The 26,917-nt window shown below is 40.7% G+C and carries 27 protein-coding genes and 1 tRNA gene; 17 read left to right on the top strand and 11 right to left on the bottom strand.

Annotated elements, in window-relative coordinates:
- Positions 1-29 precede the first annotated feature (29 nt).
- From ACH30E_RS06690 to ACH30E_RS06675, 4 genes are read right to left on the bottom strand one after another with little or no spacing between them, the layout of a single operon-like run.
- Positions 30-2,546 carry a DNA gyrase/topoisomerase IV subunit A gene (locus ACH30E_RS06690; protein ID WP_490824178.1) on the bottom strand — a complete coding sequence of 839 codons (2,517 nt, stop codon included), beginning with the start codon at positions 2,544-2,546 and terminating at the stop codon, positions 30-32.
- 23 nt (positions 2,547-2,569) lie between these two features.
- Positions 2,570-2,944, bottom strand: coding sequence for a polysaccharide biosynthesis C-terminal domain-containing protein (locus tag ACH30E_RS06685; RefSeq protein WP_294997016.1), 375 nt, complete (start codon positions 2,942-2,944; stop codon positions 2,570-2,572).
- Between the two features lies 1 nt (position 2,945).
- Positions 2,946-3,782, bottom strand: a complete 837-nt coding sequence (locus ACH30E_RS06680; RefSeq protein ID WP_294997014.1) for a DUF1835 domain-containing protein — start codon at positions 3,780-3,782, stop codon at positions 2,946-2,948.
- A 26-nt stretch (positions 3,783-3,808) separates the two neighbouring features.
- The gene (locus tag ACH30E_RS06675; RefSeq protein ID WP_490824176.1) at positions 3,809-5,689 is read right to left on the bottom strand and encodes a DNA topoisomerase IV subunit B; all 1,881 of its coding nucleotides are present in this window, start codon (positions 5,687-5,689) and stop codon (positions 3,809-3,811) included.
- Between the two features lie 185 nt (positions 5,690-5,874).
- Here ACH30E_RS06675 and ACH30E_RS06670 point away from each other — a divergent pair, with 185 nt between their 5' ends.
- Together ACH30E_RS06670 and ACH30E_RS06665 are read left to right on the top strand one after the other, a co-directional pair.
- On the top strand, positions 5,875-6,381 hold the full coding sequence (locus ACH30E_RS06670) for a YkgJ family cysteine cluster protein (RefSeq protein ID WP_490824174.1): 507 nt from the start codon (positions 5,875-5,877) through the stop codon (positions 6,379-6,381).
- 316 nt (positions 6,382-6,697) lie between these two features.
- Positions 6,698-7,864, top strand: coding sequence for an exo-beta-N-acetylmuramidase NamZ family protein (locus ACH30E_RS06665; protein ID WP_490824172.1), 1,167 nt, complete (start codon positions 6,698-6,700; stop codon positions 7,862-7,864).
- A 209-nt stretch (positions 7,865-8,073) separates the two neighbouring features.
- On the opposite strand, the gene ACH30E_RS06660 is transcribed toward ACH30E_RS06665, so the two are convergent.
- Positions 8,074-8,799: a tRNA threonylcarbamoyladenosine dehydratase gene (locus tag ACH30E_RS06660; protein WP_490824170.1), complete on the bottom strand. Its 726-nt coding sequence runs from the start codon at positions 8,797-8,799 to the stop codon at positions 8,074-8,076.
- A gap of 75 nt (positions 8,800-8,874) precedes the next feature.
- Here ACH30E_RS06660 and ACH30E_RS06655 point away from each other — a divergent pair, with 75 nt between their 5' ends.
- On the top strand, positions 8,875-10,026 hold the full coding sequence (locus tag ACH30E_RS06655; protein WP_490824169.1) for a YCF48-related protein: 1,152 nt from the start codon (positions 8,875-8,877) through the stop codon (positions 10,024-10,026).
- Positions 10,027-10,108: 82 nt separating this feature from the next.
- Positions 10,109-10,510 carry a DUF3106 domain-containing protein gene (locus tag ACH30E_RS06650; RefSeq protein ID WP_490824167.1) on the top strand — a complete coding sequence of 134 codons (402 nt, stop codon included), beginning with the start codon at positions 10,109-10,111 and terminating at the stop codon, positions 10,508-10,510.
- Positions 10,511-10,548: 38 nt separating this feature from the next.
- Here the strand turns inward: ACH30E_RS06650 and ACH30E_RS06645 are convergent, their stop codons facing one another.
- Complete coding sequence (locus ACH30E_RS06645; protein WP_294997000.1) at positions 10,549-10,881, bottom strand: DMT family protein; 333 nt, start codon at positions 10,879-10,881, stop codon at positions 10,549-10,551.
- Positions 10,882-11,012: 131 nt separating this feature from the next.
- Here ACH30E_RS06645 and ACH30E_RS06640 point away from each other — a divergent pair, with 131 nt between their 5' ends.
- The 4 genes from ACH30E_RS06640 (at position 11,013) to aat (ending at position 12,576) form a co-directional block, all read left to right on the top strand.
- On the top strand, positions 11,013-11,303 hold the full coding sequence (locus ACH30E_RS06640; protein ID WP_490824165.1) for a hypothetical protein: 291 nt from the start codon (positions 11,013-11,015) through the stop codon (positions 11,301-11,303).
- A gap of 69 nt (positions 11,304-11,372) precedes the next feature.
- A tRNA-Val gene (locus ACH30E_RS06635) sits at positions 11,373-11,447 on the top strand.
- Positions 11,448-11,534: 87 nt separating this feature from the next.
- Complete coding sequence (locus tag ACH30E_RS06630; protein WP_490824163.1) at positions 11,535-11,840, top strand: ATP-dependent Clp protease adaptor ClpS; 306 nt, start codon at positions 11,535-11,537, stop codon at positions 11,838-11,840.
- A gap of 88 nt (positions 11,841-11,928) precedes the next feature.
- A complete protein-coding gene (aat, locus tag ACH30E_RS06625; protein ID WP_490824162.1) occupies positions 11,929-12,576 on the top strand; it encodes a leucyl/phenylalanyl-tRNA--protein transferase in 648 nt (215 codons plus the stop codon).
- An 89-nt stretch (positions 12,577-12,665) separates the two neighbouring features.
- Here aat and ACH30E_RS06620 read toward each other — a convergent pair whose 3' ends face one another.
- From ACH30E_RS06620 to ACH30E_RS06610, 3 genes are all read right to left on the bottom strand, one after another.
- The gene (locus ACH30E_RS06620) at positions 12,666-13,289 is read right to left on the bottom strand and encodes a DUF4294 domain-containing protein (RefSeq protein ID WP_490824160.1); all 624 of its coding nucleotides are present in this window, start codon (positions 13,287-13,289) and stop codon (positions 12,666-12,668) included.
- Between the two features lie 144 nt (positions 13,290-13,433).
- Positions 13,434-15,890: a cytochrome c biogenesis protein CcsA gene (ccsA, locus tag ACH30E_RS06615; RefSeq protein ID WP_294996990.1), complete on the bottom strand. Its 2,457-nt coding sequence runs from the start codon at positions 15,888-15,890 to the stop codon at positions 13,434-13,436.
- 38 nt (positions 15,891-15,928) lie between these two features.
- Positions 15,929-16,348 carry a cytochrome c maturation protein CcmE domain-containing protein gene (locus tag ACH30E_RS06610; protein WP_294996988.1) on the bottom strand — a complete coding sequence of 140 codons (420 nt, stop codon included), beginning with the start codon at positions 16,346-16,348 and terminating at the stop codon, positions 15,929-15,931.
- 102 nt (positions 16,349-16,450) lie between these two features.
- On the opposite strand from ACH30E_RS06610, the gene ACH30E_RS06605 reads away from it, so the two are divergent.
- The 9 genes from ACH30E_RS06605 to ACH30E_RS06565 all read left to right on the top strand — a co-directional run bounded on the left by ACH30E_RS06605 (position 16,451) and on the right by ACH30E_RS06565 (position 25,578).
- Complete coding sequence (locus tag ACH30E_RS06605; protein WP_490824158.1) at positions 16,451-16,984, top strand: hypothetical protein; 534 nt, start codon at positions 16,451-16,453, stop codon at positions 16,982-16,984.
- A gap of 76 nt (positions 16,985-17,060) precedes the next feature.
- Positions 17,061-18,098 carry an agmatinase family protein gene (locus ACH30E_RS06600; protein WP_490824156.1) on the top strand — a complete coding sequence of 346 codons (1,038 nt, stop codon included), beginning with the start codon at positions 17,061-17,063 and terminating at the stop codon, positions 18,096-18,098.
- 6 nt (positions 18,099-18,104) lie between these two features.
- The gene (locus ACH30E_RS06595) at positions 18,105-18,671 is read left to right on the top strand and encodes a hypothetical protein (RefSeq protein WP_490824154.1); all 567 of its coding nucleotides are present in this window, start codon (positions 18,105-18,107) and stop codon (positions 18,669-18,671) included.
- Between the two features lie 100 nt (positions 18,672-18,771).
- Positions 18,772-20,082 carry a radical SAM family protein gene (locus tag ACH30E_RS06590; protein ID WP_490824152.1) on the top strand — a complete coding sequence of 437 codons (1,311 nt, stop codon included), beginning with the start codon at positions 18,772-18,774 and terminating at the stop codon, positions 20,080-20,082.
- A gap of 13 nt (positions 20,083-20,095) precedes the next feature.
- Positions 20,096-21,013, top strand: a complete 918-nt coding sequence (locus ACH30E_RS06585) for a DMT family transporter (RefSeq protein WP_490824151.1) — start codon at positions 20,096-20,098, stop codon at positions 21,011-21,013.
- An 8-nt stretch (positions 21,014-21,021) separates the two neighbouring features.
- A complete protein-coding gene (locus ACH30E_RS06580) occupies positions 21,022-22,248 on the top strand; it encodes an MFS transporter (RefSeq protein ID WP_490824149.1) in 1,227 nt (408 codons plus the stop codon).
- Between the two features lie 27 nt (positions 22,249-22,275).
- On the top strand, positions 22,276-23,046 hold the full coding sequence (locus ACH30E_RS06575) for a sulfite exporter TauE/SafE family protein (protein ID WP_490824147.1): 771 nt from the start codon (positions 22,276-22,278) through the stop codon (positions 23,044-23,046).
- Between the two features lie 223 nt (positions 23,047-23,269).
- A complete protein-coding gene (locus ACH30E_RS06570) occupies positions 23,270-24,151 on the top strand; it encodes a hypothetical protein (protein WP_490824145.1) in 882 nt (293 codons plus the stop codon).
- Between the two features lie 113 nt (positions 24,152-24,264).
- A complete protein-coding gene (locus ACH30E_RS06565; protein WP_490824144.1) occupies positions 24,265-25,578 on the top strand; it encodes a bifunctional folylpolyglutamate synthase/dihydrofolate synthase in 1,314 nt (437 codons plus the stop codon).
- A 136-nt stretch (positions 25,579-25,714) separates the two neighbouring features.
- Here ACH30E_RS06565 and ACH30E_RS06560 read toward each other — a convergent pair whose 3' ends face one another.
- Together ACH30E_RS06560 and ACH30E_RS06555 are read right to left on the bottom strand one after the other, a co-directional pair.
- Positions 25,715-26,275 (bottom strand): NUDIX hydrolase, encoded by a 561-nt coding sequence (locus ACH30E_RS06560; protein ID WP_490824142.1) that lies wholly within the window; start codon positions 26,273-26,275, stop codon positions 25,715-25,717.
- 3 nt (positions 26,276-26,278) lie between these two features.
- Positions 26,279-26,806, bottom strand: a complete 528-nt coding sequence (locus ACH30E_RS06555) for a YfiT family bacillithiol transferase (protein WP_294996970.1) — start codon at positions 26,804-26,806, stop codon at positions 26,279-26,281.
- Positions 26,807-26,917 lie beyond the last annotated feature (111 nt).

Here is a 26,917-nt window from a genome sequence, read left to right as displayed (position 1 = left end):
CAAACTAACCATTGACAATTCACTATTCACTATTCAAAAAGCTCCTGCTGCGGATTGTCTTCTTTGGGTTTTTGTTCCCATTCCATTTCGATGCTCTTATTGAAATCTGTAAGTTTGGCGCCAACGGCTTTCCAGCCCATTACTTCTACCATTTTGGCCACTTTAAATTTAGCCTTCCGAACCTGTGCACCTTTTCCGGTTTGAACAGATAATATTGGCTCGTCTTCAGTAGTAACAGCTTCCAGGCGGTTACCCTCTCCTTCTTTAATAAACAGGAACTGGGTTTTGAGCGTGCTGGTTTCTATTTTGAAACGCTTGATATTATATTGTTTCTTATCATTATCCAGATAAACTGCTGTGATAGTCTTATCCGGATCAAAACGTTCAATTAATGCGATTTTTTCCGGTTCGAATCGCTGGGTCATTTCTGTATCGGTTAATTCATAAGACCCATCATGGTATACAACCAATAACTTTTCATCTTCAAAACTTCCGAGGTATTGACCTTTTTCCTCTGTATTCAGTCGGCCGAATTTATCATCGAACCACAGTTTTCTTCCGGCCAGTGTACTTCTGCCTGCTTCTTTCAGTTTTACTGTTTTGATAGGATATTTGGTCACCTGGTTACCCATGCTTCCCCGGCCTTTGATTTCCAGTTCTTCAAAATAAAAATCAAACTCTTTATTTCTCGCCGTACAATTAGGACTCAATACAATTTTCACTACTTCCGCTTCTCCATTAAGGTTGGCGGTGAAATAATGTACTTTGCTTTTATCTGAGCCCTTGGTTAAATCATATTCCTTATCGCGGGTAATACCGGTTACATTAAAACGCTTGGCATAACTAGTTCCACTGGCACCATCAAGGTATATCATGTTGTAGGTGGTACGCTCATCATTTTTCTGAAAAACAGCGGCATGGAGAATATCTTTCCCGATAAATACCTTATCAGAAACTTTTACCACTTTCATGGTACCGGAACGTGTAAATGCGATGATATCATCATAATCGGAACAGTCGCACAGGAATTCATCTTTCTTTAAACCCGTACCAATAAAACCTTCTGAACGGTTGATGTATAATTTGGTATTGGCAATGGCTACCTGTTTTACCTGTATGGTATCAAATTCTTTGATCTCTGTTTTACGTTCCCTGCCCTTGCCATATTTTTTAAGTAGGTTTTCGAAATAAGCCACTGCAAAATCTGTAAGATGTTCCAGATCAAATTGAACCTGTTTTATATCTGCTTCAATAGATTTAATCTGCTCATTCAATTCATTGATATCGAGTCGGTAAATTCTTCTTACAGGTTTCTCCGTAAGCTTCAATATATCTTCTCTTTCAATTGGCCTTTTGAGTTTTTTCTTGAATGGCGTGAATGCTTTGTCGATCGCTTCAATTACAGCATCCCATGTTGCATGTTTTTGTTCCAGCTCTTTATATATCTTTTCTTCAAAGAATATTTTTTCGAGCGAAGTGTAGTGCCATTTATCTTCCAGTTCCGCAAGTCGGATCTCCAACTCTCTTTTGAGTAGTGCCTTTGTATTTTCAGCAGAAACTTTGAGCAATTCATGGACACCCAAAAATTGTGGTTTATGATCCACAATTACACAGGCATTGGGTGAAATACTTACTTCACAATCGGTGAAAGCATAAAGTGCATCAATGGTAATATCTGGTGAAATGCCCGTAGCGAGGTCAATATGTATTTCAACTTCTGCCGCAGTTACATCCGTAACTTTTTTGATTTTTATTTTACCTTGATCATTTGCTTTGGTAATACTCTCCATTAACTGAGTAGTAGTAACCCCATAAGGCACGTCTCTGATTACCAATGTTTTTTTATCGAGTTCTTCTATATGTGCACGAACCCTTACTTTGCCTCCACGTTTACCTTCATTGTAATTGGCAACATCAATCATACCACCCGTCTGAAAATCGGGAAATATTTCAAACTTCTTACCCTTTAGGTATTTGATGGATGCATCTATGAGTTCACAGAAATTATGTGGCAATAGTTTTGTAGATAACCCTACAGCAATACCATCAGCTCCCTGGGCCAGCAATAACGGAAACTTCATGGGCAGGGTAACCGGCTCATTTTTCCGGCCATCATAACTCAGTTGCCAGGTGGTTGTTTTGGGGTTGAAAGCTACATCGAGGGCGAATTTTGATAAACGAGCTTCAATATACCTTGATGCGGCGGCCTCGTCACCAGTGCGCACATCGCCCCAGTTACCCTGGGTTTCAATCAATAAATCTTTTTGACCAAGATTCACCAATGCATCCCCGATACTGGCATCTCCATGTGGATGGTATTGCATGCTCTGACCAATGATGTTTGCCACTTTGTTGAAGCGGCCATCATCCATTTCTTTCATGGCATGCAATATTCTGCGTTGAACGGGTTTTAAACCGTCTTCTATTGCCGGTATCGCACGTTCAAGTATAACGTATGATGCATAATCCAGAAACCAGGTGCGGTATTGGCCTTGCACACCAGTTTCATTTTCAAATACCCTGTTCGGTTGTTTTTCTTTCGCCATGTCTACTTCGTTTGTGATCTTCCTTACATCGCTAGCCTGAAAGTGTCGTCTTTGGCATCTTCCAGACCATTCAGTTCAAACACGATAATATCAGTATCTGCTATTACTTCATGCCATGCCCATGGTTTAATTTTTACCATGACAGGCGCTTTTACTTTAATACTACCCTTTTCATTTGTTCTTACATCCATCCAATTCACCGTTGCCTCTCCTTGCATAATAATAATCTGCTCAGGGTTTTTATGAATGGCTGTTCCTTTATGATAATGTCGTCCACTCGCACTTCCGGCTTTTCTGTAAGCAATGATAAACTGACCTGTTCTGTCGGTATCAAAAAAATGCGTTGCACCTCTTTCATCTTCGGCTACTTTATTTACCGGGATTACTTCTACCATCATATTATTCATTTTCAGGACTTGCTGCTTGTGATCCGCCCGCTGTTTTTACCGTAATCTCTTTCCATCCCTTGTTCCAGTCACCACTCGTTTCAAGTTTTCCGGCTTCAACCAATTCTCTTATTCGCCAGACAAGGAAAACATCGCCTGTTTTTACTTTCATTTTGGAAAGCGTGTTGGTAATCACTTTGTTCAATTTCTGTGCATCACCAGAAATATGTGCTAAAATATCTTTATCGAAAAAGTCCACTCCTTTCCCCATAATTTTCTTGCCACCTTCCAGAAAGCGAACCAATGATTCATCGAAACAAAGTTTTTTCCACTCATCCGGATCTACTTCAAATTCACTGAGGGTTATAGGGCGTGCAAGTTTTTTCGCCTTTAAAAACTCCTTCGGTTGTATTTCATGTAAATAAGAAGGATAAAATATCTGTCCTTTCTCATTAATAAAAGGAAGGTTGTTGAGATACAATACCTGTACACGCCCCTGGTAGTCTTTAAGCTGGCTCATTAACCAGTAATACCCGCAAACATCATGTGCATTCTGCGCCATCCAAATCCATACTTCTGTTTCGGGTTCTTCATCTAATTGTTTTAGCAATTGATGTACCGTTAATTTATCATCAACAATATTCAGCTGCTCGGTATAGGGAGAAAACTCCAAAAGATTTTTCCACCAATCACGTCTTGCCTGGTAGCCATCTGTTTCATAAATATTGCCCAGCGGGCCAACGGCGTAATCATCCTTGATCTCTACAATATTCCCCTGCAGGCTCTCATCCAATTCAATGGCCTGTTGAAGGGCACTAACATTAGCTGTATCAAATACAATATGAATCATCTTTTCTTTTTTCGTCAATCAAATAATTAGTCAACCAGGTCAAGTTCAACTTTCAGGTTATTGATAATAAATTCCTGTCTGTCCATCGTATTCTTGCCCATATAATATTCCAGTAACTGCTGAATATGATCGCCCTGCTCCAGTATAACAGGCTGTACGCGCATTTCAACACCGATAAACCTGCCAAATTCTTCCGGTGATATTTCACCCAATCCTTTGAAACGGGTAATCTCAGGTTTACTGCCCAGCTTAGCTACAGCAGCCTGTTTCTCGGTTTCATCGTAGCAGTAAATTGTTTCCTGTTTGTTCCTAACCCTGAACAATGGTGTTTCAAGAATATACACATGACCCCTTTTCACCAGATCGGGAAAGAATTGCAGGAAGAAAGTCATCATCAGCAAGCGGATATGCATTCCATCCACATCGGCATCTGTGGCTATTACAATATTGTTATAGCGAAGTCCTTCCATACCTTCTTCAATATTCAACGCATGTTGAAGCAGGTTAAATTCTTCATTTTCATACACTACTTTTTTCGTTAGTCCATATGCGTTAAGCGGTTTACCACGCAGACTGAATACAGCTTGTGTATCTACATTTCTTGATTTGGTAATACTTCCGCTTGCGCTATCACCCTCGGTGATGAAAATGGTACTGTTTTTTTGGAGTGCGATAAACTCTTCTTTGTTTTTTGCCGGCAGATCATCATTCAGGTGAACACGGCAATCGCGTAATTTTTTGTTATGAAGGTTGGCTTTTTTCGCCCTTTCATTGGCCAGTTTTTTGATACCTGCCAGTTCTTTTCTTTCCCGTTCACTTTGTTCAATTCTTTTGCGTAAAGCATCAGCAATGGTTGGATTTCTGTGCAGATAGTTATCCAGTTCTTTGGCCAGGAATTCTTCCACGAATTTTTTCATGGAAGGACCGCCTTCGTACACATTTTGAGAACCTAATTTGGTTTTTGTCTGGCTTTCAAATACGGGTTCCTGAACGCGAACGGAAATGGCTGCTACTATACTACCCCGGATATCTGCGGCATCGTAATCTTTTTTATAAAAATCACGGATCACTTTGATATAGGCTTCTCTGAATGCCTGTTGATGGGTACCTCCCTGCGTGGTGTACTGACCATTTACAAAAGAGAAAATATCTTCTCCATAATCATTGTTATGCGAAATGGCCACTTCAATATCTTCCCCTTTAAGGTGGATGATAGGATACCGAAGTTCGTCGGCATTTGTTTTACGCTCCAGCAAATCGAGCAATCCATTTTTGCTGACATATTTTTTGCCATTAAAATGAATGGAAAGTCCTGCATTCAGGTAACAATAATTCCATAACTGGCTATCGAGGTATTCGTGTATGAAATGAAAATTGCGGAATACCGATTCATCTGGAATAAAAGTTACCAAAGTACCATTCGCTTCGGTGGTCTTTTGTTCTTTATGGTCTTTAACCAAAACTCCCCGTTCAAACTCTGCTGTTTTTTCTTTTCCGTCGCGGTAAGAGGTAACTTTAAAATACTGACTCAATGCATTTACGGCTTTTGTACCAACCCCATTCAACCCCACACTTTTCTGGAATGCTTTACTATCGTATTTGGCGCCCGTATTTATTTTGCTGACCACATCAACCACTTTACCCAGGGGAATGCCACGGCCATAATCGCGGATGGTTACCTGTTTACCATCGATGGATATTTCAACCTGTTTACCATAGCCCATGGTATGTTCATCGATACAGTTATCGATCACTTCTTTAATCAATACATAAATACCATCGTCTGTGGCAGATCCATCACCTAGTTTACCTATATACATCCCCGGCCTGAGGCGAATATGCTCGCGCCAGTCGAGCGACCGTATGGAATCTTCATTATACTCGTTCAATTGCTTCTGTTCAGCCATGTTCTTCAATTTTATCAAACCAGTCTTTCCAAAAGAAAGCCTGTTTCCCAACCCGCAAATCTAACCACCTCAACTCCCGGTACAATTTTACTTTTCTACAATAACCCTTTTGATGTGGATAAATGATTAAAAAATGTTGATTTATCGTGTTTTCTGTCCCGGAAACCTACCTTTACCACCTTAAGATGCCAGAAAAACAACTTTTAACCGATCTCGAACAAATTGCCGCATTAAGCATTGAACGGGGTGCGGAAAACGACCTTTTTATGGAAAAGGTAAGGCAACTAGACCCTGCTATGGTAGATAGTTGGGTTAACCAGCTCAATGAAAAGATTGCTCCAGCGATTGATTGTACCAGTTGTGGAAATTGCTGTAAAACGCTGATGATAAATGTAACCGATAAGGAAGCAGATCGATTATCTATCCACCTCAACATTAACAGAAGCAATTTCGATGAACAATACATGGAAAAAGGAAGTAATGGAATGATGTTGATGAATGCCATCCCCTGCTCCTTCCTTCAGGATAACAAATGCACGGTTTATGAATCTCGCTTCGAAGGGTGCCGCGAATTTCCTGCCATGCATATTCCCGGCTTCAGCAAAAGAATATTCACCACCCTCATGCACTACGGCCGCTGCCCGATAATTTTTAATGTGATAGAAGAGATGAAGAGGATGGCGGATGTCTGATGGCTGATGTCGGATTTTTGATGGCGGATGGCGGATGGCTGATGTCGGATTTTTGATGGCAGATGTCAGATCGCAGATGTCAGATTTATAGAATGGGATTTTAATCCTTTATTTTTTGGCGACTTTTTAATTGAGTTTAAGATTATGACATTTAATGCATCTTTGGAAGAAATAGGAAATAAGAAATAAAGCTTGCCCTGAGCTTGTCGAAGGGGAATAAGAAATAAGAAAAGTAAAATAACAAATCAGACATCAGCTATCAGACATCAGACATCCGAAATCTGCCATCTGACATCTGACATCTGCCATCTAATTTATGTTTTTATTCGGAATTGATACACTACTAACAGCAAGCCCTTCCTGGAAGAACCAGCGTATTGGTATGGTTACCAATGAAGCGGCTACTACCAGATTACTGGAGCCTTCCAGACAGGCATTGATTAATGCTGGTTTTAATATAAAAGTTTTATTTGCGCCTGAACATGGGCTTGATGTGCGGGGAGCAGATGGGCATCCGGTTAAAGACGGAAATGATGCTTTAACAGGACTACCGGTGATCAGTTTATATGGAGAACGACTTGCACCTGAACCATCTCACCTTGCAGAAATAGATATTTTATTATTTGATGTTCCTGATATCGGAAGCCGGTTTTATACTTACCTGTGGACCCTTTCTCATATTATTGAGACCTGTGCAACTGCTCATAAAAAATTAGTTATACTCGATCGACCTAATCCGGTATCAGGTATTATGCAGCTTTGTGAAGGACCAATGCTTACGGAAGACAACAGCTCCTTTATCGGAAGATGGCCAATGCCTGTAAGACATAGCTGTACAATGGGTGAACTGGCGCTGTATTTTAATACAAGCAGAAACATTCATGCTGATATTGAAGTGATCGGTTGTAAAGGATGGCAAAGAGAAATGTTTCAACCAGCATGGGGCATTCCTTTTGTACCTACTTCTCCTGCCATTCAAAGTTTTCAGTCGATGCTTTTATATCCGGGACTTTGTCTGTTGGAAGCCACAAATATCAGTGAAGGTCGGGGAACTCCTTTTAGTTTTGAAGCAGCAGGCACTCCATGGTTACAGGCAGACGTACTGGCAGATATGCTCAATAATATGTCTGGGGGTGAAATGAATGCTACCCCTATTCAATTCACACCCGAACACAGCAAGTTTAAGGACCAGTTGTGTAAGGGGGTTCATTTAAAAGTAGATGACCAATCATGCTTTAATGCTGTAATGACAGGAATGATATTGATTAAGCTCATCAAAAGTTTACACCCTTCTCAGTTTCAATGGGCCACTTATTCAACAAGCGTAAACCCAACCGGGAAAGGACATCTCGATAAATTACTCGGCATTTCAAACAGCGAAGCCATATTCGACCTACCCATCCCTGCCTTCATTGCAGCCATCACTAAATACTGTCGTTGCAAAGAATGGGAAGAGGAGGTTAGGCCTTATTTGAGATATTAGGGGTGAATGGTCAATCGTGAATTGTCAATGGTGAATGGTCAATAGTTAGTTAGTAGTCAGTTTTTTTTACTAAGCGGGCTTAATAAATTTATTTAATGCTATGATGTGAATGGTGAAAGGTGTCCTAATTTATTATAGGTTTATTTAGGTCCAAGTTCACTCACTAATCACTATTGACAATTCACCATTGACAATTCACACTTGACCATTCACCCCTCTGCAATCAAATCCCTCACCACCACACTTGCTGCTACACAGCCGAATATTGCGGGCATATAGCTGATGGTTCCGATGATAGATTTTTTGGGATAGGCTTTTTCTGTTTCAATGATTCTGGACTGGTCTACTTTTTCCGCGCTGAAAACCACTTTCAGTCCTTTATAAATACCCAGTTCGTGTAAACGTTTACGCACATACCTGGCAAGATTACATTGGTGGGTTTTGGATATATCTGTAACTACTACCTGCGAGGGATCAACTTTACCTCCAGCACCCAAGGAAGAAACGATGGGGATATTCCTGTCTTTGCAAGCTTTTATAAAATACACTTTGGGAGAAAGTGTATCGATACAATCTACTGCATAATCAAAATTTCCCTGGTCGAGTATTTCATTGGTACGTTCATCACGAATAAATTCTGTGAGTACCGTTAGTTCCAGATCTGGGTTAATATCTTTTAGTCTTGCTGCCATCACTTCAGCTTTCAGTTTACCGGCCACGGAATGAAGCGCGGGTATTTGTCTGTTACAGTTACTAAGGTCAACCGTATCGGCATCCACGATCGTCATTTTACCCACCCCTGCCCGGGCTATCATTTCTGCACAAATGCCTCCCACACCACCCAATCCCACTACCAACACATTTTTGGTTCGTAGTTTTTCGATTGGTTCATCACCCAATAAGAGTTGGGTACGGCTCATCCAATATGGAATCATGTTTGATTATTTGATTTGGTGATCTTTGATTTCGATTTGCTTATCTTACTGTCTGAATACAAAAATGTAGTTCCTATGCGGTTAAATAAAATATTTGTGCTTGTTTTCTTCCTCCTATCGTTTTTTGAGGCATCTACCCAAACACCACAGGTAAATATATTAGCCTCAGGCAAAAGGGTTAGTTTCCGGGGCTTAAGCGTGGTGAATGACCAGGTATTTTGGGCCAGTGGAAGCAACGGTACGGTTGTAAGATCATTAGACGGAGGTAAAACACTGGAATGGATCACTGTTCCCGGTTATGAGAAAAGGGATTTCAGGGATATAGAAGCCATTGATGCAGAAACCGCTGTTATAATTGGTATCGCAGAGCCTGCCGTTATACTTAAAACAAAAGATGGGGGAAAAAGCTGGAACAAAGTTTTTGAGGACACAACAAAAGGTATGTTTCTCGATGCGATGGATATGCATATAGATTCTGCTCAACTAAAATTAAATGAGCAGGCCAAAAAAAATAATAAAGCGCCTGTCGATAAACTTAATACAACGGCCTCTCCTACCCGATTCCCCAATACAACGCATACGCTGATTGTAGTAGGTGATCCAATACAGGGAAAATTATTTGTGGCACTATCATTTGATGCAGGTGATAGCTGGAATGTAATGCCTCAACCAAGTGGCAATGATGATGTACGCTATGTACCGGATACAGAAGCCATGTTTGCATCCAGTGGCACCAATGTAAAACTGGCAGACTGGGGCGATTATGCTCCGATACTATTAGTTACCGGTGGATCAAAGGCAAGGTTAAAAGATCTTTTGACAAATAATTTCAACGATTCATTACCCATGATGCAAGGTGGTACATCAACCGGCGCAAACTCAATTGCAACGTATGATGCAGAAAAAACTGCGGTTATTGTTGGAGGAGATTTTGCAAAAGATAGTATTGGCAGAGAAAATTGCGTGCTTGTTTCATTCAAATCAGGACGCCCTGTTTATTCATTACCAACTACTATGCCTCATGGATACAGGTCTTGCGTTGTATACCTGAATGCTAATAAACTTGTAGCATGTGGCACTTCCGGCATTGATATATCTAATGATGGCGGCAATAACTGGCAATTGATTTCGAAGGAGAGTTTTCATGTGGTACAGAAAGCAAGAAATGGCAATGCCATTTTTATGGCTGGCGGCGGTGGACGAATAGCCAGACTTATACTTCCTTAAAAGTTAAAAAAACAATAATGCGCAAAAACTTTTAAACCCGTTTAAAAGATGGAGGTCTTATGTTTAATTAAACCACTTAAACATGAAAAAAGCCATCCTCATTTGCACTAGCGCATTATTTAGCATAGCAGTGTTTCAACAGGAATCAATTGCACAAGACGTACCCAGCGCAAAACAAAAACTCAGACATCGCGGTGATAGTTTAAGTCCGGAACAAAAAGCAAAACTTGCTGAATTCAGGAAAGAACGCGGTCAGCGTATGTCGCCCGAAAAAAGAAAAGAATTAAAAGCCCGTTACGACAGTCTTTCCCCTGAACAAAAAAAGCAACAGCGTGAGCAATTACGCAAGCGAATGGATAATATGACGCCAGAGCAAAAAGCACTGGTAAAGGAAAAGATGAAACAGCGTGCCGACAGTTTATCACCTCAACAGAAAAAGGCATTCAGACGCCGGATCAGAGAAGTGAAAAAAGATACGGAATAAGGTATGGATAGATGGAAGGGGTGCTATAATGGCACCCCTTATTTTTTAAACGCAAAATAAACAGCGCCAAGAATACAGATAAAGCTTAACAGGTATTTTGTTTGAAACGGTTCTTTAAGATAAAAAACAGCAAAAACCGTAAATACAAGCAGCGTTATAATTTCCTGGGTAATCTTTAATTGAAAGCCACTAAAGCCATTGGCATATCCTGCCCTGTTGGCCGGCACCATTAAACAATATTCAAAAAAAGCGATGCCCCAGCTAATGGCAATGGCTTTCCATAATGGTACACCCTGGTGTTTGAGATGTCCGTACCAGGCAAAAGTCATAAAGACATTAGATGCCAGCAATAATAAAATGGTTCTTAACATATAAGTTTCAATTGTAGTTTGACAGTCATACCTGCACTATCAGCAGGAAAAATTAAGGTTTGATTGCCAGAATGCCACACAAAATTAAAGCAGCACGGATATTGTACTCATTAACCCAGTAAATAGTGTGTATGAAAAAGTATCAGGCAATAATAAAATTTCAGTTGGATGATGAATTTATGACACTGCTGCCACCGCACCGGACTTACGTGAATTACCTGTTTAATAAGGGCATTATCGATAGTTATGCGGTGAGTATGGAAAGTCAGACCTGCTGGATCACTTTAAATACTGATTCAAAGGAGGAAGCAGATAAAATACTGGCAAAATCGCCGATATATCGGTATTGGACATACCATATCGAAGAATTATATGTTTATGATAGCCAGCATTATCGTTTACCCGCCCTTCAACTGAATTAATTTATAAAAAAATAGAAACTTTTTTTGGCAGTAATGTTTCAGACCCTATTTTTGCACTCCCAACAAAACGGGAGCATAGCTCAGTTGGTTTAGAGCATCTGCCTTACAAGCAGAGGGTCCGCGGTTCGAACCCGTGTGCTCCCACAGAGAAAAAAGACTTACAACCATGTTGTAGGTCTTTTTTAGTTAACTGGTATACCACCTTTATCAAGTAAAAATTATCTTTATCCCATGAGTTTTTTTGAAAACAATGAGGCCTCACGACCCTGGGAATCGCAGGAAGAAGATATTGCGGTGGATCATGCCACCCCCTTTTACCTTATTGTTTGGAACGATGAAGTGAACACTTTTGAATGGGTTATTGAAACACTGATGGAAGTTTGTGGACACTCACACGAACAGGCCGAACAATCGGCTATCATCATACATTTCAAAGGAAAATCTACTGTTAAAACCGGCGACTACGATACACTAAAACCCATGTGCGATGCGATTACCGATCGTGGCATCGGAGCGACGATTGAAACAGAAAAATAAGGAATAAGAAACAGCGGAATGTGAAAGTATTTTCCACTCCCCTTTCTGATTCCATATTTCTTATTCCTTATTTCTTATTTCTTCCCTTATGTCTTTACACGCACTTGACTCCCGCCTCTGGTTTCCTCCTGTTACTGAAGCAATGGAAGATGGCTTACTGGCGATAGGCGGAGATGTTTCTGTTGAGCGGTTATTGCTGGCTTATCGCAAAGGCATTTTTCCCTGGTATGATGACAGCAGTATTCCGTTGTGGTGGAGTCCTGATCCGAGATTTGTTCTTGAGCCAGAAGAATTGAAAGTCAGCAAAAGCATGACGCAGGTAATACGGAAAGGACATTTCAATTTTCACACCAACAGTAATTTTGCAGCAGTTATCCGTTCCTGCAAGTCATTACAACGCAAGGGACAGGAAGGCACATGGATCACCGACGAACTGGAATCTTCTTTTATTCAACTGCATAAAATGGGGATTGCGCATTCCGCTGAAACCTGGATGAACAATGAATTAGTAGGCGGCCTCTACGGCATCAGAATGGGACCTTTCTTCTTTGGCGAGAGCATGTTCAGCAAAGAAAGCAATGCCAGCAAATTTGCGTTTATCCAGTATGTCCAACAATTAAAAAGAGAAGGCGTAATACTCATCGATTGCCAGGTACACACAACGCACCTCGAAAGCCTCGGCGCAAAAATGATCCCGAGAAAGCAGTTCACGAAAATACTTGAGGAAAATCTTTGATCTTTGATTTTATGATCATTGATTTTTTGAATTTTGAATTTTGAATTTTGAATTTTAAATCAAAAATCAAAAAATCAAAGATCAAAAATCTAACTCCTATACCCATACATCAACTGCACATCACGTACAATTCTTTCCATGTCGAAATCTTTGCCGGAAGGGTCATAGTTTTGTTTGAGGTTGCTGCCGAAAATTACGGCAATGGTTTGCCAGAAAGCCGCATTAAAACCTCCTTTATATTCCTGTATTATTTCGTAACAGTTATTACCGGTTTGACGGTAGATCAATTTCATCAATACTTTGCCCTGGTAAACAGATAGTTTGGTAAGCTTATCGGCAAACTCTTTTTTCAGGTCTTTTTCCCTCGACTTGATAATTGCCCTTCTCGCTTTTTTATCGGTTACATTTTCCAGTTTTACATTTATTTCATTCATCACGCGACTGGCAGCAATAGCATAAGGGTAGGTAACATATACGGCATTGCGTAACCTTGTCCACTCTTCCCAGTGACGTTTCCATTTACCGGTTAATTTGCCGATTACTTCTACAGGAGGAAGAATGCTCTCAGGAATCGTGTCTCCCTCAGGCGTAATAAATGCATATACTTTTACGGTATCATAAGGCCCGCGGGTTTGGGCATTTACGGCTTTAGTGAAACATAAAGCACAGGCTAATACCAGGAAGATGATGATATGTTTGCCAGGGAATTGCACTACTTAAATATAGAACTAGTTCTGCTAATTAATGCTGCCTTGGTGAAAAAGTAACCCGGTGGCTTGTTCGCTTTTAACAATTCATTGGAAGGATAGTCCATAGACCATGGACTATGGTCTATGGACTATTGTCTGATGCCGCAATCAGGAGACTGGCTTCAATTTATTCTTTGCTTGTCTGTTTCGCTGAACAATCGACATAACGAGGCCGGTTGTCATAATTAATATACCTAACCACAAAATATTAATCATCGGAAACTCATACACTTTCAGGGTAATAAGGTCGGTTATTGCACCGCTTTCTTTGATACCGATTTCAAGCAATCCCTTTTTATCGTCTTTTACTTTATTGAATTGAAGTATAAGACTTTGAGATGTAACTGTATCTGGTATAGGTTTAAAATCTGTACCGCTAATCACTATACCTGGGTTGGCTGCATACCTGCGTCCGTCTTTCGACAATACACTTATATCAAGGAATAATCCGGTTTCATCCTTTCCATATTTTCCAGCCTGTTCCGGCGGATTTACGTTTGCCTTATTCAGTACAATCAAACCATTACTATAAAACAGGGTATCCCCTACTTTAATATCACGGTTTACAAATTGGGTAGTATCGCTACCATTATTTTCCTGGAAAGAAGTGATGTAGGCAAAGATGTCTTTATGCCAGTAATGCTTGGCAGCAGGGTTGGCAGCAAAGCCTTCCATGCCCTTATTATTCTTAATTACATCCGGGTAAAGACTAAATGTTTCTGATCCGTTTTTCGCTTTGAAGGTGATTTCAAAATAACGTTTCCTGTCACGCTCATTGATGGTATCTTTTGTATAAGTTACCATATACCTCCCCATATCGGTTGCCACTCCTTTGAAGAGGGTAATATTTTCAGCCGGGTTACCAGCAGGATTACCCCTATCCTTTGCATCTTCCTGGCGCAAAGGGGTAACACCTGTAGTATTCCAACTCAACACCGTTTTCTTGGCAGATGAAATCAAAATACCAACCAGCACCATACCAAAACCAATATGCGCAACCGAGGCACCTGCTGCTTTAAGTTTGCCTTTTAAACCCAGCCAGATATAAGCTGCATTTGCAACAACAGCATAAACCGCACTGAAAATGGCGAGGTGAATGGCAAACAGAAATCCAGGTCCTTTTTTGTCATATCCCACTTCTCCGAACGCACTGATACTCAGACTTATCAATACGGCGATAATAGTAGGTATCCATATTTTCTTTCCAAAAAATGCTTTCGGCGTATCTTTGTATTTTAGATACTGGGTAATTGCCGTGAGGAACCCAATAATCACAGCAACAAAAACCTGAATCTGGTTATGTGCATATTCCGGGTCCTCCGGAGGCGCAATATTTGTTCCGAATAATTTATTGAAAACAGGCGTAGATGTTTTGGCAATGATGACCATTCCTGCCAGAAAGAATACCAGGGAACCGATAAACATCCAGAATTCACGGCTATATGTGTTCTCTTCTTTCTGTATGCTTGGGATAGCTTTGTATTGCCTGAAATACAACACCAAAGCCGGCACAAAAAACACCAGTACAAACAACAACAATTGTGTGTTCATACCAAGGTCGGTGAAAGCATGAACAGATGTATCACCTAATATGCCACTTCTTGTTAGGAAGGTAGAATAAAGAATAAGCGAAAATGTGATGATATAAAAGAAATAAGTAGGTCGTAAAGAGTACCCACTGTTTCTATAAATTAGGTTGGTATGCAAACCTGCAATAAGTGTTAACCATGGCACCAAGGATGCGTTCTCCACAGGATCCCAGGCCCAGTATCCACCAAATGAGAGGCTTTCATAAGCCCATGCAGCTCCCATCATAATTCCTACACCTAAAACTGCGGCTGAAAAGGAAGCCCATGGCAAGGATGGTTTAACCCACTCATGCTTCTTACTCATCAATCCAGCAATGGCATAAGCAAAAGGCACAATAGTAGACGCAAAACCGAGGAACAATACAGGAGGGTGTATCACCATCCAGTAGTTCTGTAAAAGGGTGTTGAGTCCTGTACCATCCTTAAGCAGATTCAGGTAATCGGGTCTTGAGAATATGGGTCCTTCAACTTCATTGCGTAATAATACAAATGGACTACTGCCAATCTTTACTCCAAACACATATACGCCAAGCAACATAGTTGCCAGTGCAAACTGGGCGAAGCTGATGACTGTCATAACCCCAGCTTCCCATGTTTTAGCGCGCCATATTAATACCCAACCCAGCACACAATGCCAGAAACTCCAGAGCATAAAACTACCTTCTTGTCCTTCCCAGAAACAGCTCAACAGGTATTCAACCTGCAGACTTCTATCGCTATGGTTATAGGCATATCTGTATTCAAAGTAGTGGTTAGAAATAATGTAGTAGAGAATGCCAAACATTGCCAGCACACTGATGGTTTCTACGAAGAAAGCCACCCTTGCCATACGGATCCAGCTTGCCTTTGATGAATCAAGCGATGTTTTACTGGCTTTAAAATAAGCTACAGTGGCTATTAGAGATGCTACAAGTGATAAAACGGCAAAAAAATGCCCTGCCTGACCTGGGAATAGATGTTCTCCTAAATATTGCATGAGTAGTTGGTTCTAAAGGAAATAAGGTTATGCTGCACTTAACGGGCAGGTTCTGTTGCTACAACAGGTATATTTTGCTGCGCCTTCGGATCATCTTTATATTTAGAGGGGCATTTCAACAGAATATCTTTGCATTCAAAATGATCTCCCTGCATTTTGCCTTTTAGTACAAGTCGCTCACTTTTCTCCATATCAGTGGGTTTATTATTATGGTACACCACTTTCACTCTATTGCCTAATGTATCTACAGCAGTAAAACTGAGGTAGTTAGGGTTTTTTACCGCATCGTATTCCAATGGTTGAGAAGTATCCAGTTTTGCGATCAGGTTTACAAACTTTCCTTCTTTCTGACGGGCCGAAGCAATGGTTTCATAAGTAGTAAGATCACCAGTATAACTAATAAGCACTACTATAGCAGCAGCAATCAGTACAAGGATGATAATATGCGTTTTTTTCATCTCTTCTCTTTTACGCTGCAAAAGTAGCCCAAAATGAACAAGCAAATGCTGATGTTTGTCAGGCATAGTTGTTAAAACCAGAATCTTTCCACAATTTTAAGCATGAACCCCATCCGCCAGTCAGTTTCCTACAATGAACAAGGTTTTATAACCTTTATGAGCAGGACTATCGGATTATGGCTGATATTGATGTTTATAGCCCTTTGGATCATGGGGCAATTACCCCATCAACAACATGCAGGGAGCAATGCCTTTATTACAGGCCAGCTAATGAGCCAATCTGCAAGCCTTGTTCCGTCTACATTGGCCATCTTATTTATGATCGTTCCGTCCCGAAAACTGGGATTTTTATGCCTTCTTTCGATGGTATTTCTATTATTGAGTTATCATGATCGTAATCAGGCACTTAAATTGACTCTTTTCCCATTGATTTACCTCCCTTTTCTGTTTAATCCAGCCGAATTCAGAAATGCCTGGAAATGGACCAGCAGGTTTATGATTCTCTCCTTTTTGATTACTGCTCCATTGATTGGCTTGTCGATCACGGCCCTTCCGGTTTATACGCTTTTGATCACTGCTTTTATCCCCTGGGAACGAGTGTTTGTAAGTTTCGAAGAAAGGTTTGAGCCCAAATAAGGGTTTTAGGGTGATTTAATCCCATAATTCAGAAAATTGGTGCAATTTGCGCCCTGTTTGCAATCTAAGAAAGATCATGGCCGATTTATCGCAGTTTAACCCCAATGCCGTTGGCAACCCCAACAATAACATTTTCGGATTACCTTTTACAGAAGATGATGCCCGCGTGGTATTACTTCCTGTTCCATGGGAAGTTACGGTAAGTTATGGTGCAGGAACCGCCCGCGCCGCCGAGCATATTTTAAAAGCAAGTATTCAGGTAGATTTATTTGATATAGATGTACCCAATGGCTGGAGAGAGGGATTTTATATGCGTGAGACCAATAAAAAGATCTTACTTAAAAGCGACTACTTACGCAAAGAAGCGGAGCTATACATAGACTATATTTCCAAGGGTGATGAAGTAGAGAAGAACAAGTTCATGTGTAAAAGTCTTAAAGAGATTAATGAAGGTGGACTATTCCTGAACCAGTGGGTTTATGATGAAACAAAAGCATTACTCGATAAAGGAAAAATTGTTGGTTTGTTAGGCGGCGATCATAGCACCCCGCTTGGTTTTATGAAAGCCCTCGCGGAAAAGCATGGATCATTCGGTGTTTTACAAATTGATGCACATTGCGACCTAAGAAAAGGATATGAAAACTTTTTGTATTCACATGCATCCATCATGTACAATGCGCTGAGTGAAATACCACAAATTCAGAAACTTGTTCAGGCCGGCATACGTGACCTTTGTGAAGAAGAATGGGATTATATCTGCAACAGTCAGTTCAGGGTAATTACGTATTTCGATAAAAATATCAAAGAACGCCAGTTCGAAGGAGAAAGCTGGAAACATATCGCAGAGGAAATCATTAACCACCTTCCGGAAAAAGTTTATATCAGTTTTGACATTGATGGACTTGATCGGAAATATTGCCCGAATACAGGCACACCGGTTCAGGGTGGATTTGAAACAGAGGAAGTATTGTATCTTTTCAAAAAAATAAAAGAAAGCGGCAGAGAAATCATCGGATTCGATCTTGTTGAAATTGGCGTTGGACAAACAGATTGGGACAGCAACGTGGGAGCACGCCTTTTGTGGAGACTTTGCAACCTGATGGTTAAAAACTAAAGATTTATGGCAGCAAGGACCTATGATTATGTAGTTGTATTAAAACAGCGTGATTTCAAGCTGGTGGATAATATCACGTTGATGATGTTATTCCTGGCCATAGTGGTATTGCTTGAATCTGCCCTCACACCCTTTTCAGAAGCATCGGTATTCCCTATTTCAGTAGTGGCATTAATTTTAGGCTGGATCGCATTTACATTCGTTAAAAAAAGAAATGGCAAAACAGCTTATTTCAGAATCGGAATGTTGTTTGCTGCATGGGGATTAATGATGACATTACCCATGCCTTATACATGGCTTACTGCCGTTTATGTTATTGCAGCAGTGATTGAAAAACAGGTAAAGTTTCCGCGCGAAATTGCTTTCGATGAGGAAGAAGTAGTATTCAATACTTTCCCCAGAAGCCATTACCATTGGAGCGAGTTCACCAATGTTGTACTGAAAGATGGATTAATAACAATAGATTTTAAAAATAATAAACTCATACAAAAAGAAATTGATTCCCAAGTAGCCCCCCAACTGGAGCAGGATTTCAATACTTTCTGTAAGAGCAGAATACAAGGGACGGTGTGAATTGTCAATTGTGAATAGTGAATTTCAACCTCTGTATACTCATCATTCACAATTGACAATTCACACCTAAATATTCACCATTCACAATTCACCATTCACAATGCTACCCCAATCACCATATATTCTCTACTCCGACGGAAACGGAAATATTTTTGAAGACACCAGTCTTTATGCAGCAGGCCGTGCAGGATGGGATGCGTTTCCTATACCAACGGAAGAGTGGATTGAATTACCAGACGGAGGCAATCTTTATGAGTTGCCTGGCAGAAGGGGAATTGGGATTGATGTTACTACCGGTGAAATGCGTTTGTGCGAAAAAGGATGGGCCGTGGCTGCATTTATTCCACCAGCTCATACAGGGCTCTATATAGCCGCTTATGAGACTTTACCAGATGCTCCTACCCTTCCTTTGTTCTGCTATACTGCAGTAGGATGGCTAGATAATAAAACCTATGTCCCAGCCGTAAGAATTGAAAAAGATATTCGTCAGGAATGTGCTGGTTATGACGATAAAAAAATAAAAACAGGCACACAACAATTACTCGAACATTATCCGGAAAACAGACTCGTAAAACACCTGATGGAAAATTGTTGCATGACTTACAACTGTCCGGCAGCAAGAAACTTTTCTTTATCTCGTTGGGAATGCCCCGTACCTACTTCGCCTGCATGTAATGCAAACTGTGTAGGTTGTATTTCTTTTCAGCCTGAAGAAGAAACCATTGTATCAACACAGGACCGTCTTACCTTCAAACCAATGGCAGAGGAAATCGTGGAGTTTACGGTTCCGCATTTAATGAATGCCCCCTTCCCCATTGTGAGTTTTGGACAAGGCTGCGAAGGCGAACCATTATTAATGTGGGAAACCATCAGACAGGCGATCATTGAAATAAGAAAACATACAGACAGAGGTAATATCAATATCAACACCAACGGCTCTAAGCCAGATGCTGTGCGTGCTTTGTGTGAAGCCGGACTAAACAGTATTCGGGTAAGTACCAATTCTGCACGCAAACATATTTATGAGCCTTATTATCGACCAAACAATTACCAGTTTGAAAATATCATTGAAAGTTTGAAGGTTGTACGAAGTTTCGGCGGATGGGCCAGCATCAATTATTTTGTTTTCCCAGGCATGACAGACAGTGTAGAAGAATATGAAGCATTGCGTAAGCTTATCATCGACACGGACCTGTCAATGATTCAATGGCGTAATTTCAATATTGATCCGGATTGGTATATGGGAAAAATCGGCGTGCATGAAACCGGAGAAATCATGGGCGTAAAGCAGTTGATGGATCTGATTCGTGAAGAGTTCCCTAATCTGAAATTTGGCTATTTCAATCCTCCAATGGAAAGAATAAAAGGCAACTACGATCAGCATTTTGCAGGTGCTGAATTATATCAATAGCATAAGTGCAGGCATGCAAGCTGTAAAAAAAGATTATTACACTGGTATTCTACTGGCAGTCATTGCAACAATGATATGGTCGGGCAATTTTGTGATTTCCCGCGCTGTAAATCAGCATATCCCGCCTGTTAGTCTTGCCTTTTACCGTTGGGCACTTGCAACCATACTTATTGCACCACTGGCTTTCAAAAAATTCAGGGCGGAACAATCCATCGTTTTCAAAAACTGGAAATACCTGTTCTGGGTATCGTTGAGTGGTATTACTTTGTTTAACACATTTGTTTATGTTTCGGGGCATTACACATCGGCCATCAATATGGCATTAATTGGCACTACATCCTCTCCCATTTTTGCTACCGTACTGGCCATTATTTTTTTGAAGGAAAGATTGAATCGTTTCAGGGTAGCGGGTATGCTTATATGTATAGTCGGAATTGTATTACTCTTATCACAGGGAAGTTGGGAAAAACTGGCTTCCTTCAAATTCTCTACAGGTGACCTTTGGATACTTGCAGGAGCAATGGCATTTGCAGTATATAATATTCTGGTAAGAAAAAAACCTGCGGGCATTTCATCCATCAACTTTTTGTTTGTCGTTTTTTGTTTTGGTACACTCTTATTATTACCAGCATACCTGATTGAACTTAATCTGACCCCCGCAGTTGAATGGAACGCAAATAGAATTGGGGTGATCATTTACCTAGGACTCGGCACTTCTGTTATTTCTTTTTTATGCTGGAATGCGGCCTTACAGAAATTAGGTACCGGCACCACTGTATTATTCGGCAACCTGATACCACTCTTTAGTACACTGGAAGCAGTATGGCTGTTGGGTGAACAAATTACCAACATCCATATCATAAGCGGCCTACTCGTTATCGGAGGCCTTGTATTAGCCAATACCATGCAGCGTAAAAAAACTAATGATTAATTTGCAGTATGACTGCTGCCTCCACAACCAAAATACCCTGGTTTATTTTACCGGTGATTGTTCTTTCGCAGTTTGCAGGCAGTTCTGTATGGTTTGCCGGTAACGCTATATTACCCGCTCTTCAATCAGTTTATCATTTACCTGCCAATATGGTTGGCAATATTACTACTGCCGTGCAACTGGGTTTCATTTCGGGAACTTTGCTTTTTGCCTTACTTACTATTGCAGACAGATTTTCTCCCGTAAAAGTTTTTATGCTTTCAACCTTACTCGCTGCATTGTTTAACCTGTTGGTTATTTATACCAACGGAGATACCGGCTTGTTACTTTTCCTGCGTTTTTTAACCGGATTCTTTTTAGCAGGTGTATATCCGGTAGGAATGAAAATTGCGGCAGACTGGTACGCACAAGGGTTGGGAAAAGCACTTGGGTTTCTGGTTGGTGCATTAGTAGCAGGCAAGGCCCTGCCTCACTTATTAAAAGGACTGAACGATGTTGATAGGTGGAAACAGGTTATGATTGCCACATCCTGCTTTGCAGCTACCGGCGGACTACTAGTCGGATTTTTATTAAAGAACGGGCCGCACAGAAGTAAAGGAAAAGCTATCTCCTTTCGAAAAATCAGTTCTCTTTTTAAAGAAAAAAAATTCAAAGCAGCAGCATGGGGTTATTTCGGCCACATGTGGGAGTTGTATACATTCTGGGCTTTTGTGCCGGTAATGCTAAGCACTTATAACCTGCAAAACGGTCTGCAACTCAAAGTTTCAACCTGGTCATTCTTTATTATTGGCATTGGTGCATTCAGTTGTATTGTAGGCGGATATTTATCAAGAAGTATTGGTAGTGCCCGTGTTGCTTTCATTAGTTTATCGGCATCAGGTATTTGTTGCTTACTGGCTCCCTTATTCTTTTATTTACCTCCGGCACTCTTTATCACAGCTTTGCTTATCTGGAGTTGTTTTGTTATTGCAGATTCGCCGCAATTTTCTGCGCTTGTTTCGCAAACAGCAGATAGTAATCAGAAAGGAACAGCACTTACACTAACCACTTCCATCGGATTTGCCATTACCATCTTCAGTATTGAACTGATTAACTACCTGATTACAAAACCATTCGCCCATTCATCCATTTTACCATCAAATACAACCATTTATTATATGCTTTTGGCCATCGGCCCTCTGTTCGGACTTATCAGCATGCGCAGCTTATTGAACAAAAAAGCAATAAATGCTTGATTCATTTATCAATTATCTTGCCATCTGATGGACAGCTTCACGATTATTCTACTTTGTATTGCGGCATTTAGTGCCGGGTTTGTTGATGCTGTAGTTGGCGGTGGTGGTTTAATTCAAACACCTGCGGCCCTGGTATTATTGCCCAATATGGCTGTATCAACTGTTATAGGAACCATTAAAATTCCTTCTTTCAGTGGAACTTTCTTTGCGGCACAACAATACCTGAAACGTGTTGTACTAAACTGGCGTATTACACTGCTCATGTGTATCACCGCATTTATTGCGGCTTTTGCGGGTTCGCAACTGCTAACCATTGTAAGTAACCGGTTTATGAAGCCAGTTATTTTTATTGTGCTGATACTGGTCGCCATCTATACTTACAGTAAAAAGAATTTTGGTCAGCAGGTACATAAACAACACTCAAAACAAAAAACAATCTGGCTTAGTTTGCTAATTAGCCTTGTAATTGGTTTTTATGATGGTTTTATCGGACCAGGTGCGGGCAGTTTCCTTGTACTTGCATTTATTGCCATACTTGGCTTCGATTTTATGCATGCCAGTGCCAATGCTAAAATTGTTAATCTTTCAACCAACCTCGGTTCAATTGTTTTGTTTTTGTTAAAAGGAAGTATCCTCTGGACAGTAGCCATTCCCATGGCCATCAGCAATGCAATAGGCGGCATATTCGGAGCCCGCCTCGCTGTAAGAAAAGGCAATCAATTCATCCGTGTCTTCTTCCTCCTGGTTGTTATAGCAACATTGTTAAGATTTGGGTATGATGTTTTTTTTGGTCCATAGTCCATGGACCATAGACCATAGTGAAGAACATTCACTAACTTATATCCTACTTTTTCCTAAACTTTCTTTACCATGGACTATGGACTATGGTCTATGGACCATGCCTCACAATTAACCTTTCTTTATACCCAAAAAGTGGATTACTGCATGGTAATGGATGTAATTTTCAACATTATTCACCAACGCTTGTCATAGTTGTACATTTATGAGTAATTACGCTAACATGACCATTAATTTTGAAAAAGAGAAGAATATCAAGGCTTCTGCCATTACTGTGGCAATATGTGGCCTATTGTTCCTGCTGTTTTTCTTTTTGCAATGGAGTTTGCCTCAGATTCCTCAGCCGGATTTTGGAGAAGGCATTGAAGTGAACCTTGGCAATAGCGAAACCGGGTTGGGTGATATTGCCCCTCAAATTCCCGGAGAACCTGCAGCCACTGAAGATGTGAAGACAAGTCCTGTTGCAGCAAATACCCAAAATGACCAGACCAATATCACTGGTGATGAGAATGAAGCCGATGATGCCCCGGTAGTAAATAAAACGGTAACCAAGCCCGTAAATAAACCGGTTAGCAATGTAAAAACGCCAGTCACAAAACCTACTACCAACAATACCACCCCAACTCCTCCTGCACCTAAGCCAAAAGCTGTTTTCAACGGTGGCACCACAGCAGGAACAGGTGGAAATCGTGCAGATAGTTATAATGGCATAAAAGACCAGGGTGTTGCAGGCGGAAAAGGTGACCAGGGCAAACCCAATGGTAATCCGAATTCAGATAGCTACACCGGTAATGCAGCAAGCGGTAATGGCGGTGCTGGTGGTAATGGCGGAGTAAGTATCCGGAATGGACTAGATGGACGTCGCATTACCAAATTACCTTCTTTCGAAGACGACTTCAACGAAAATGCAAAAGTGGCCGTAGATATTACAGTTGATAAATCAGGCAATGTTACCGTAGCAGTTGTAAATCCACGCGGCACTACCACTACCAATCAAAATATCAGGAGCATTGCCCTCAGAAAAGCCCGCTCCTTAAAACTAAATGCCGGCACCGCCGAAGAACAAACCGGGACATTGGTGTTCAGCTTTAAGCTTAGAGGGTAGACAACAGATGAACAGAGAAATGTTCAATATCCAATGTTCAGGTAAATATTTCGATATTGGATATTGGACATTTCTCTGTTCATCTGTTATCCTACCTTTGTTAGTCAGTTATTATGACCTACACAGAAACCCTTGATTATTTATTTACCCGTCTTCCTATGTTTAGCCGATTGGGGGCTGCAGCTTATAAAAAGGATCTTACGAATACGATTCGTTTATGTGAAGCATTGGGTAATCCACAGGAAAAATTCAAATCTATTCATATTGCAGGTACAAATGGCAAGGGATCTACAAGCCATATGCTTGCTGCTATTTTTCAAAAAGGAGGTTACAAAACCGGTTTATACACTTCTCCCCATTTAAAAGATTTTCGCGAGCGGATAAAGATAGATGGCCATATGTGTTCAGAAGAATTTGTGGTTCGATTTACGCAACAAATTCAGCCCCTTATCGAAACATTGGAACCATCCTTCTTTGAAATAACAGTAGCCATGGCTTTTGCCTGGTTTGCAGAACAGCAGGTTGATGTTGCAGTAATAGAAACCGGATTGGGAGGAAGACTTGACAGCACCAATATTATTCAACCGGAAATCAGCATTATTACCAATATCGGTTGGGATCATATGAATATGCTTGGTAATAGTTTGCCGGAAATTGCCGGTGAAAAAGCAGGCATCATTAAAAAAGATATTCCGGTGATTATTGGAGAATGGTTGCCTGAAACAAAACCAGTGTTTGAAGCGCGTTATGGCACTGTGAACAGCGGATCAGCAAACCCTCCTTCCTTTGTATTTGCTTCCGACACCTATTGGATAAGCGATTGGCGTTATAATCATCATTTACTTGAAATAGAAGTAGCACAACCTAACACAGACAACAGAACTCACTACCAGCTTGATCTTACGGGCATTTATCAGCTTAAGAATCTAATAACCGTACTTGCAGCGACCCATGAATTACAAAAAATGGGATGGAACTGTAACACAGCCATTATAAAATCAGCACTAAAGGAAGTGAAGAAAACCACAGGTCTCCATGGCAGATGGGAACTAATTCACGAACATCCTTCAGTAATACTCGACGTAGGACATAATGTTGATGGTATAAAAGCCATTCAAGAGCAATTAGAACATTGCAATTACAAACACTTGCATATCATTATTGGTATGGTAAAGGATAAAGATATTGATGCAGTATTGGCATTACTCCCTAAACATGCTTCTTACCATTTCACACAAGCCCAGATTCCCAGGGCTTTAGATGCTCAAACTCTCCAGGAAAATGCCGCAGAATTTGGCCTAACCGGAAAGACATATCCCGATGTAAATACCACCCTTAAAGCCGTACTATCATCCGCCAACATAGACGACCTTATCCTCATCTGCGGAAGTGTTTTCCTCGTTGGAGAGGTAAATAATGGGTTCTAGGTTCTAGGTTCTAGGTTCTAGGTTCTAGGTTCTAGGTTCTAGGAAAAACAACTTATCAATTTTATTTATTGCACCCCAAAAAACAAATCTGACATCTGACATCCCAAATCCGACATCAGCCATCCGACATCAGCCATCATGTATCTGTCTTCAACCATCCCAACCTCATTATTGCCTGATAAATTGGTCCGAGTTGAACACCGTGTTGTATTTTGTTTTCTTTGATTAACTGAAGAAAGTCTGTTTTTGAGAAAAGCATTACATCGATGTCTTCGAATGCGTCAAAATTTTTCTTTTCTCCGGGGATAGCATTCTTAGCCAGGTAGAAATAGGCGGTATTGTCGTTAATGGCAGGATTGGGTGCAAGCTTGCATAAGAATTCAACTTCTGTTGAATGGTAGCCTGTTTCTTCCTGCAATTCACGTATGGCGGCTTGCATGGGATCTTCGCCTTTATCGATTACACCTCCCGGTAATTCGAACGTTATTTGATCAACGGGGTAGCGATACTGACGTACAAGTATCACTTGTTCATCCGGGGTAACTGCTACAATATTGGCCCAGTCGGGTAATTCAACAATATAATAAGGTTCAATGATGCGTCCATCCGGAAACCGGCAGGAATCTGCACGCAGATTGAGCCATCTGTCACCGTAAACTTTACGAGAACTAATTTTTTCCCAACGAAGGTCTCTCATGATTTACCATCCTTTATTATCACGTAAGGTAGTAATATGTGCGGTATGGTGTTTACCGTGCCATGCATAGAGGCCGAGTAAAAACCAGAGCGACATTTCCCTTCCATGTTCCGGATGCACCACTTTTCGCTCCCACTGTTCCGGTGAAAGGTCTTTAATGGTAGCCAGCATTCTTTGGTGTACTCCATGCAAAATAGTCAGTGATACATTTATGGGAACTGTTTCAATATCGGCTAGTTTCACCCAGGCGTTTTCATCATAGGGTTTAATTGTCGGATTATCTTCCGTTAATCCCAACCTGAATCGGATATAAGCATTCATATGACTATCCGCAATATGATGAACAAGTTGCTGAACGGTCCAACCACCATCCCTATAAGGTGTCTGAAGTTGCGCCGCATCGAGGTTAAGTATAGCTCTTTCTACTTCTTCAGGTAAAAACTGAATATCAGCCAGCCATTCTTTTTTCTGTTGTTCCGAATAAGGTTGTGGCTGGTACTTGCCGATGGGGTATCGTGGGTCGTTGGTCATGGGTGAATTATGGGGTGATTGGAGGGAATTCAAAATTCAAAATTCAAAATTCAAAATTCAAAATTCAAAATTCAAAATTCAAAATTCAAAATTCAAAATTCAAAATTCAAA

It is taken from the genome of Sediminibacterium sp. FW305-C-61, from assembly GCF_058231065.1.
This window is presented reverse-complemented; position numbering and strand designations above follow the sequence as displayed.

What these genes read in the sequence shown, in the direction of transcription:
- ACH30E_RS06595 (WP_490824154.1), top strand. Translation starts at nt 18,105, where the DNA reads ATGGCAGCAAGGACCTATGATTATGTAGTTGTATTAAAACAGCGTGAT.
- ACH30E_RS06630 (WP_490824163.1), top strand. Translation starts at nt 11,535, where the DNA reads ATGAGTTTTTTTGAAAACAATGAGGCCTCACGACCCTGGGAATCGCAG.
- ACH30E_RS06645 (WP_294997000.1), bottom strand. Translation starts at nt 10,881, where the DNA reads ATGTTAAGAACCATTTTATTATTGCTGGCATCTAATGTCTTTATGACT.
- ACH30E_RS06640 (WP_490824165.1), top strand. Translation starts at nt 11,013, where the DNA reads ATGAAAAAGTATCAGGCAATAATAAAATTTCAGTTGGATGATGAATTT.
- ccsA (WP_294996990.1), bottom strand. Translation starts at nt 15,890, where the DNA reads ATGCAATATTTAGGAGAACATCTATTCCCAGGTCAGGCAGGGCATTTT.
- aat (WP_490824162.1), top strand. Translation starts at nt 11,929, where the DNA reads ATGTCTTTACACGCACTTGACTCCCGCCTCTGGTTTCCTCCTGTTACT.
- ACH30E_RS06670 (WP_490824174.1), top strand. Translation starts at nt 5,875, where the DNA reads ATGCCAGAAAAACAACTTTTAACCGATCTCGAACAAATTGCCGCATTA.
- ACH30E_RS06560 (WP_490824142.1), bottom strand. Translation starts at nt 26,275, where the DNA reads ATGAGAGACCTTCGTTGGGAAAAAATTAGTTCTCGTAAAGTTTACGGT.
- ACH30E_RS06580 (WP_490824149.1), top strand. Translation starts at nt 21,022, where the DNA reads ATGACTGCTGCCTCCACAACCAAAATACCCTGGTTTATTTTACCGGTG.
- ACH30E_RS06565 (WP_490824144.1), top strand. Translation starts at nt 24,265, where the DNA reads ATGACCTACACAGAAACCCTTGATTATTTATTTACCCGTCTTCCTATG.
- ACH30E_RS06690 (WP_490824178.1), bottom strand. Translation starts at nt 2,546, where the DNA reads ATGGCGAAAGAAAAACAACCGAACAGGGTATTTGAAAATGAAACTGGT.
- ACH30E_RS06555 (WP_294996970.1), bottom strand. Translation starts at nt 26,806, where the DNA reads ATGACCAACGACCCACGATACCCCATCGGCAAGTACCAGCCACAACCT.
- ACH30E_RS06655 (WP_490824169.1), top strand. Translation starts at nt 8,875, where the DNA reads ATGCGGTTAAATAAAATATTTGTGCTTGTTTTCTTCCTCCTATCGTTT.
- ACH30E_RS06650 (WP_490824167.1), top strand. Translation starts at nt 10,109, where the DNA reads ATGAAAAAAGCCATCCTCATTTGCACTAGCGCATTATTTAGCATAGCA.
- ACH30E_RS06660 (WP_490824170.1), bottom strand. Translation starts at nt 8,799, where the DNA reads ATGATTCCATATTGGATGAGCCGTACCCAACTCTTATTGGGTGATGAA.
- ACH30E_RS06610 (WP_294996988.1), bottom strand. Translation starts at nt 16,348, where the DNA reads ATGAAAAAAACGCATATTATCATCCTTGTACTGATTGCTGCTGCTATA.
- ACH30E_RS06590 (WP_490824152.1), top strand. Translation starts at nt 18,772, where the DNA reads ATGCTACCCCAATCACCATATATTCTCTACTCCGACGGAAACGGAAAT.
- ACH30E_RS06665 (WP_490824172.1), top strand. Translation starts at nt 6,698, where the DNA reads ATGTTTTTATTCGGAATTGATACACTACTAACAGCAAGCCCTTCCTGG.
- ACH30E_RS06675 (WP_490824176.1), bottom strand. Translation starts at nt 5,689, where the DNA reads ATGGCTGAACAGAAGCAATTGAACGAGTATAATGAAGATTCCATACGG.
- ACH30E_RS06575 (WP_490824147.1), top strand. Translation starts at nt 22,276, where the DNA reads ATGGACAGCTTCACGATTATTCTACTTTGTATTGCGGCATTTAGTGCC.
- ACH30E_RS06570 (WP_490824145.1), top strand. Translation starts at nt 23,270, where the DNA reads ATGACCATTAATTTTGAAAAAGAGAAGAATATCAAGGCTTCTGCCATT.
- ACH30E_RS06685 (WP_294997016.1), bottom strand. Translation starts at nt 2,944, where the DNA reads ATGATGGTAGAAGTAATCCCGGTAAATAAAGTAGCCGAAGATGAAAGA.
- ACH30E_RS06600 (WP_490824156.1), top strand. Translation starts at nt 17,061, where the DNA reads ATGGCCGATTTATCGCAGTTTAACCCCAATGCCGTTGGCAACCCCAAC.
- ACH30E_RS06605 (WP_490824158.1), top strand. Translation starts at nt 16,451, where the DNA reads ATGAACCCCATCCGCCAGTCAGTTTCCTACAATGAACAAGGTTTTATA.
- ACH30E_RS06585 (WP_490824151.1), top strand. Translation starts at nt 20,096, where the DNA reads ATGCAAGCTGTAAAAAAAGATTATTACACTGGTATTCTACTGGCAGTC.
- ACH30E_RS06680 (WP_294997014.1), bottom strand. Translation starts at nt 3,782, where the DNA reads ATGATTCATATTGTATTTGATACAGCTAATGTTAGTGCCCTTCAACAG.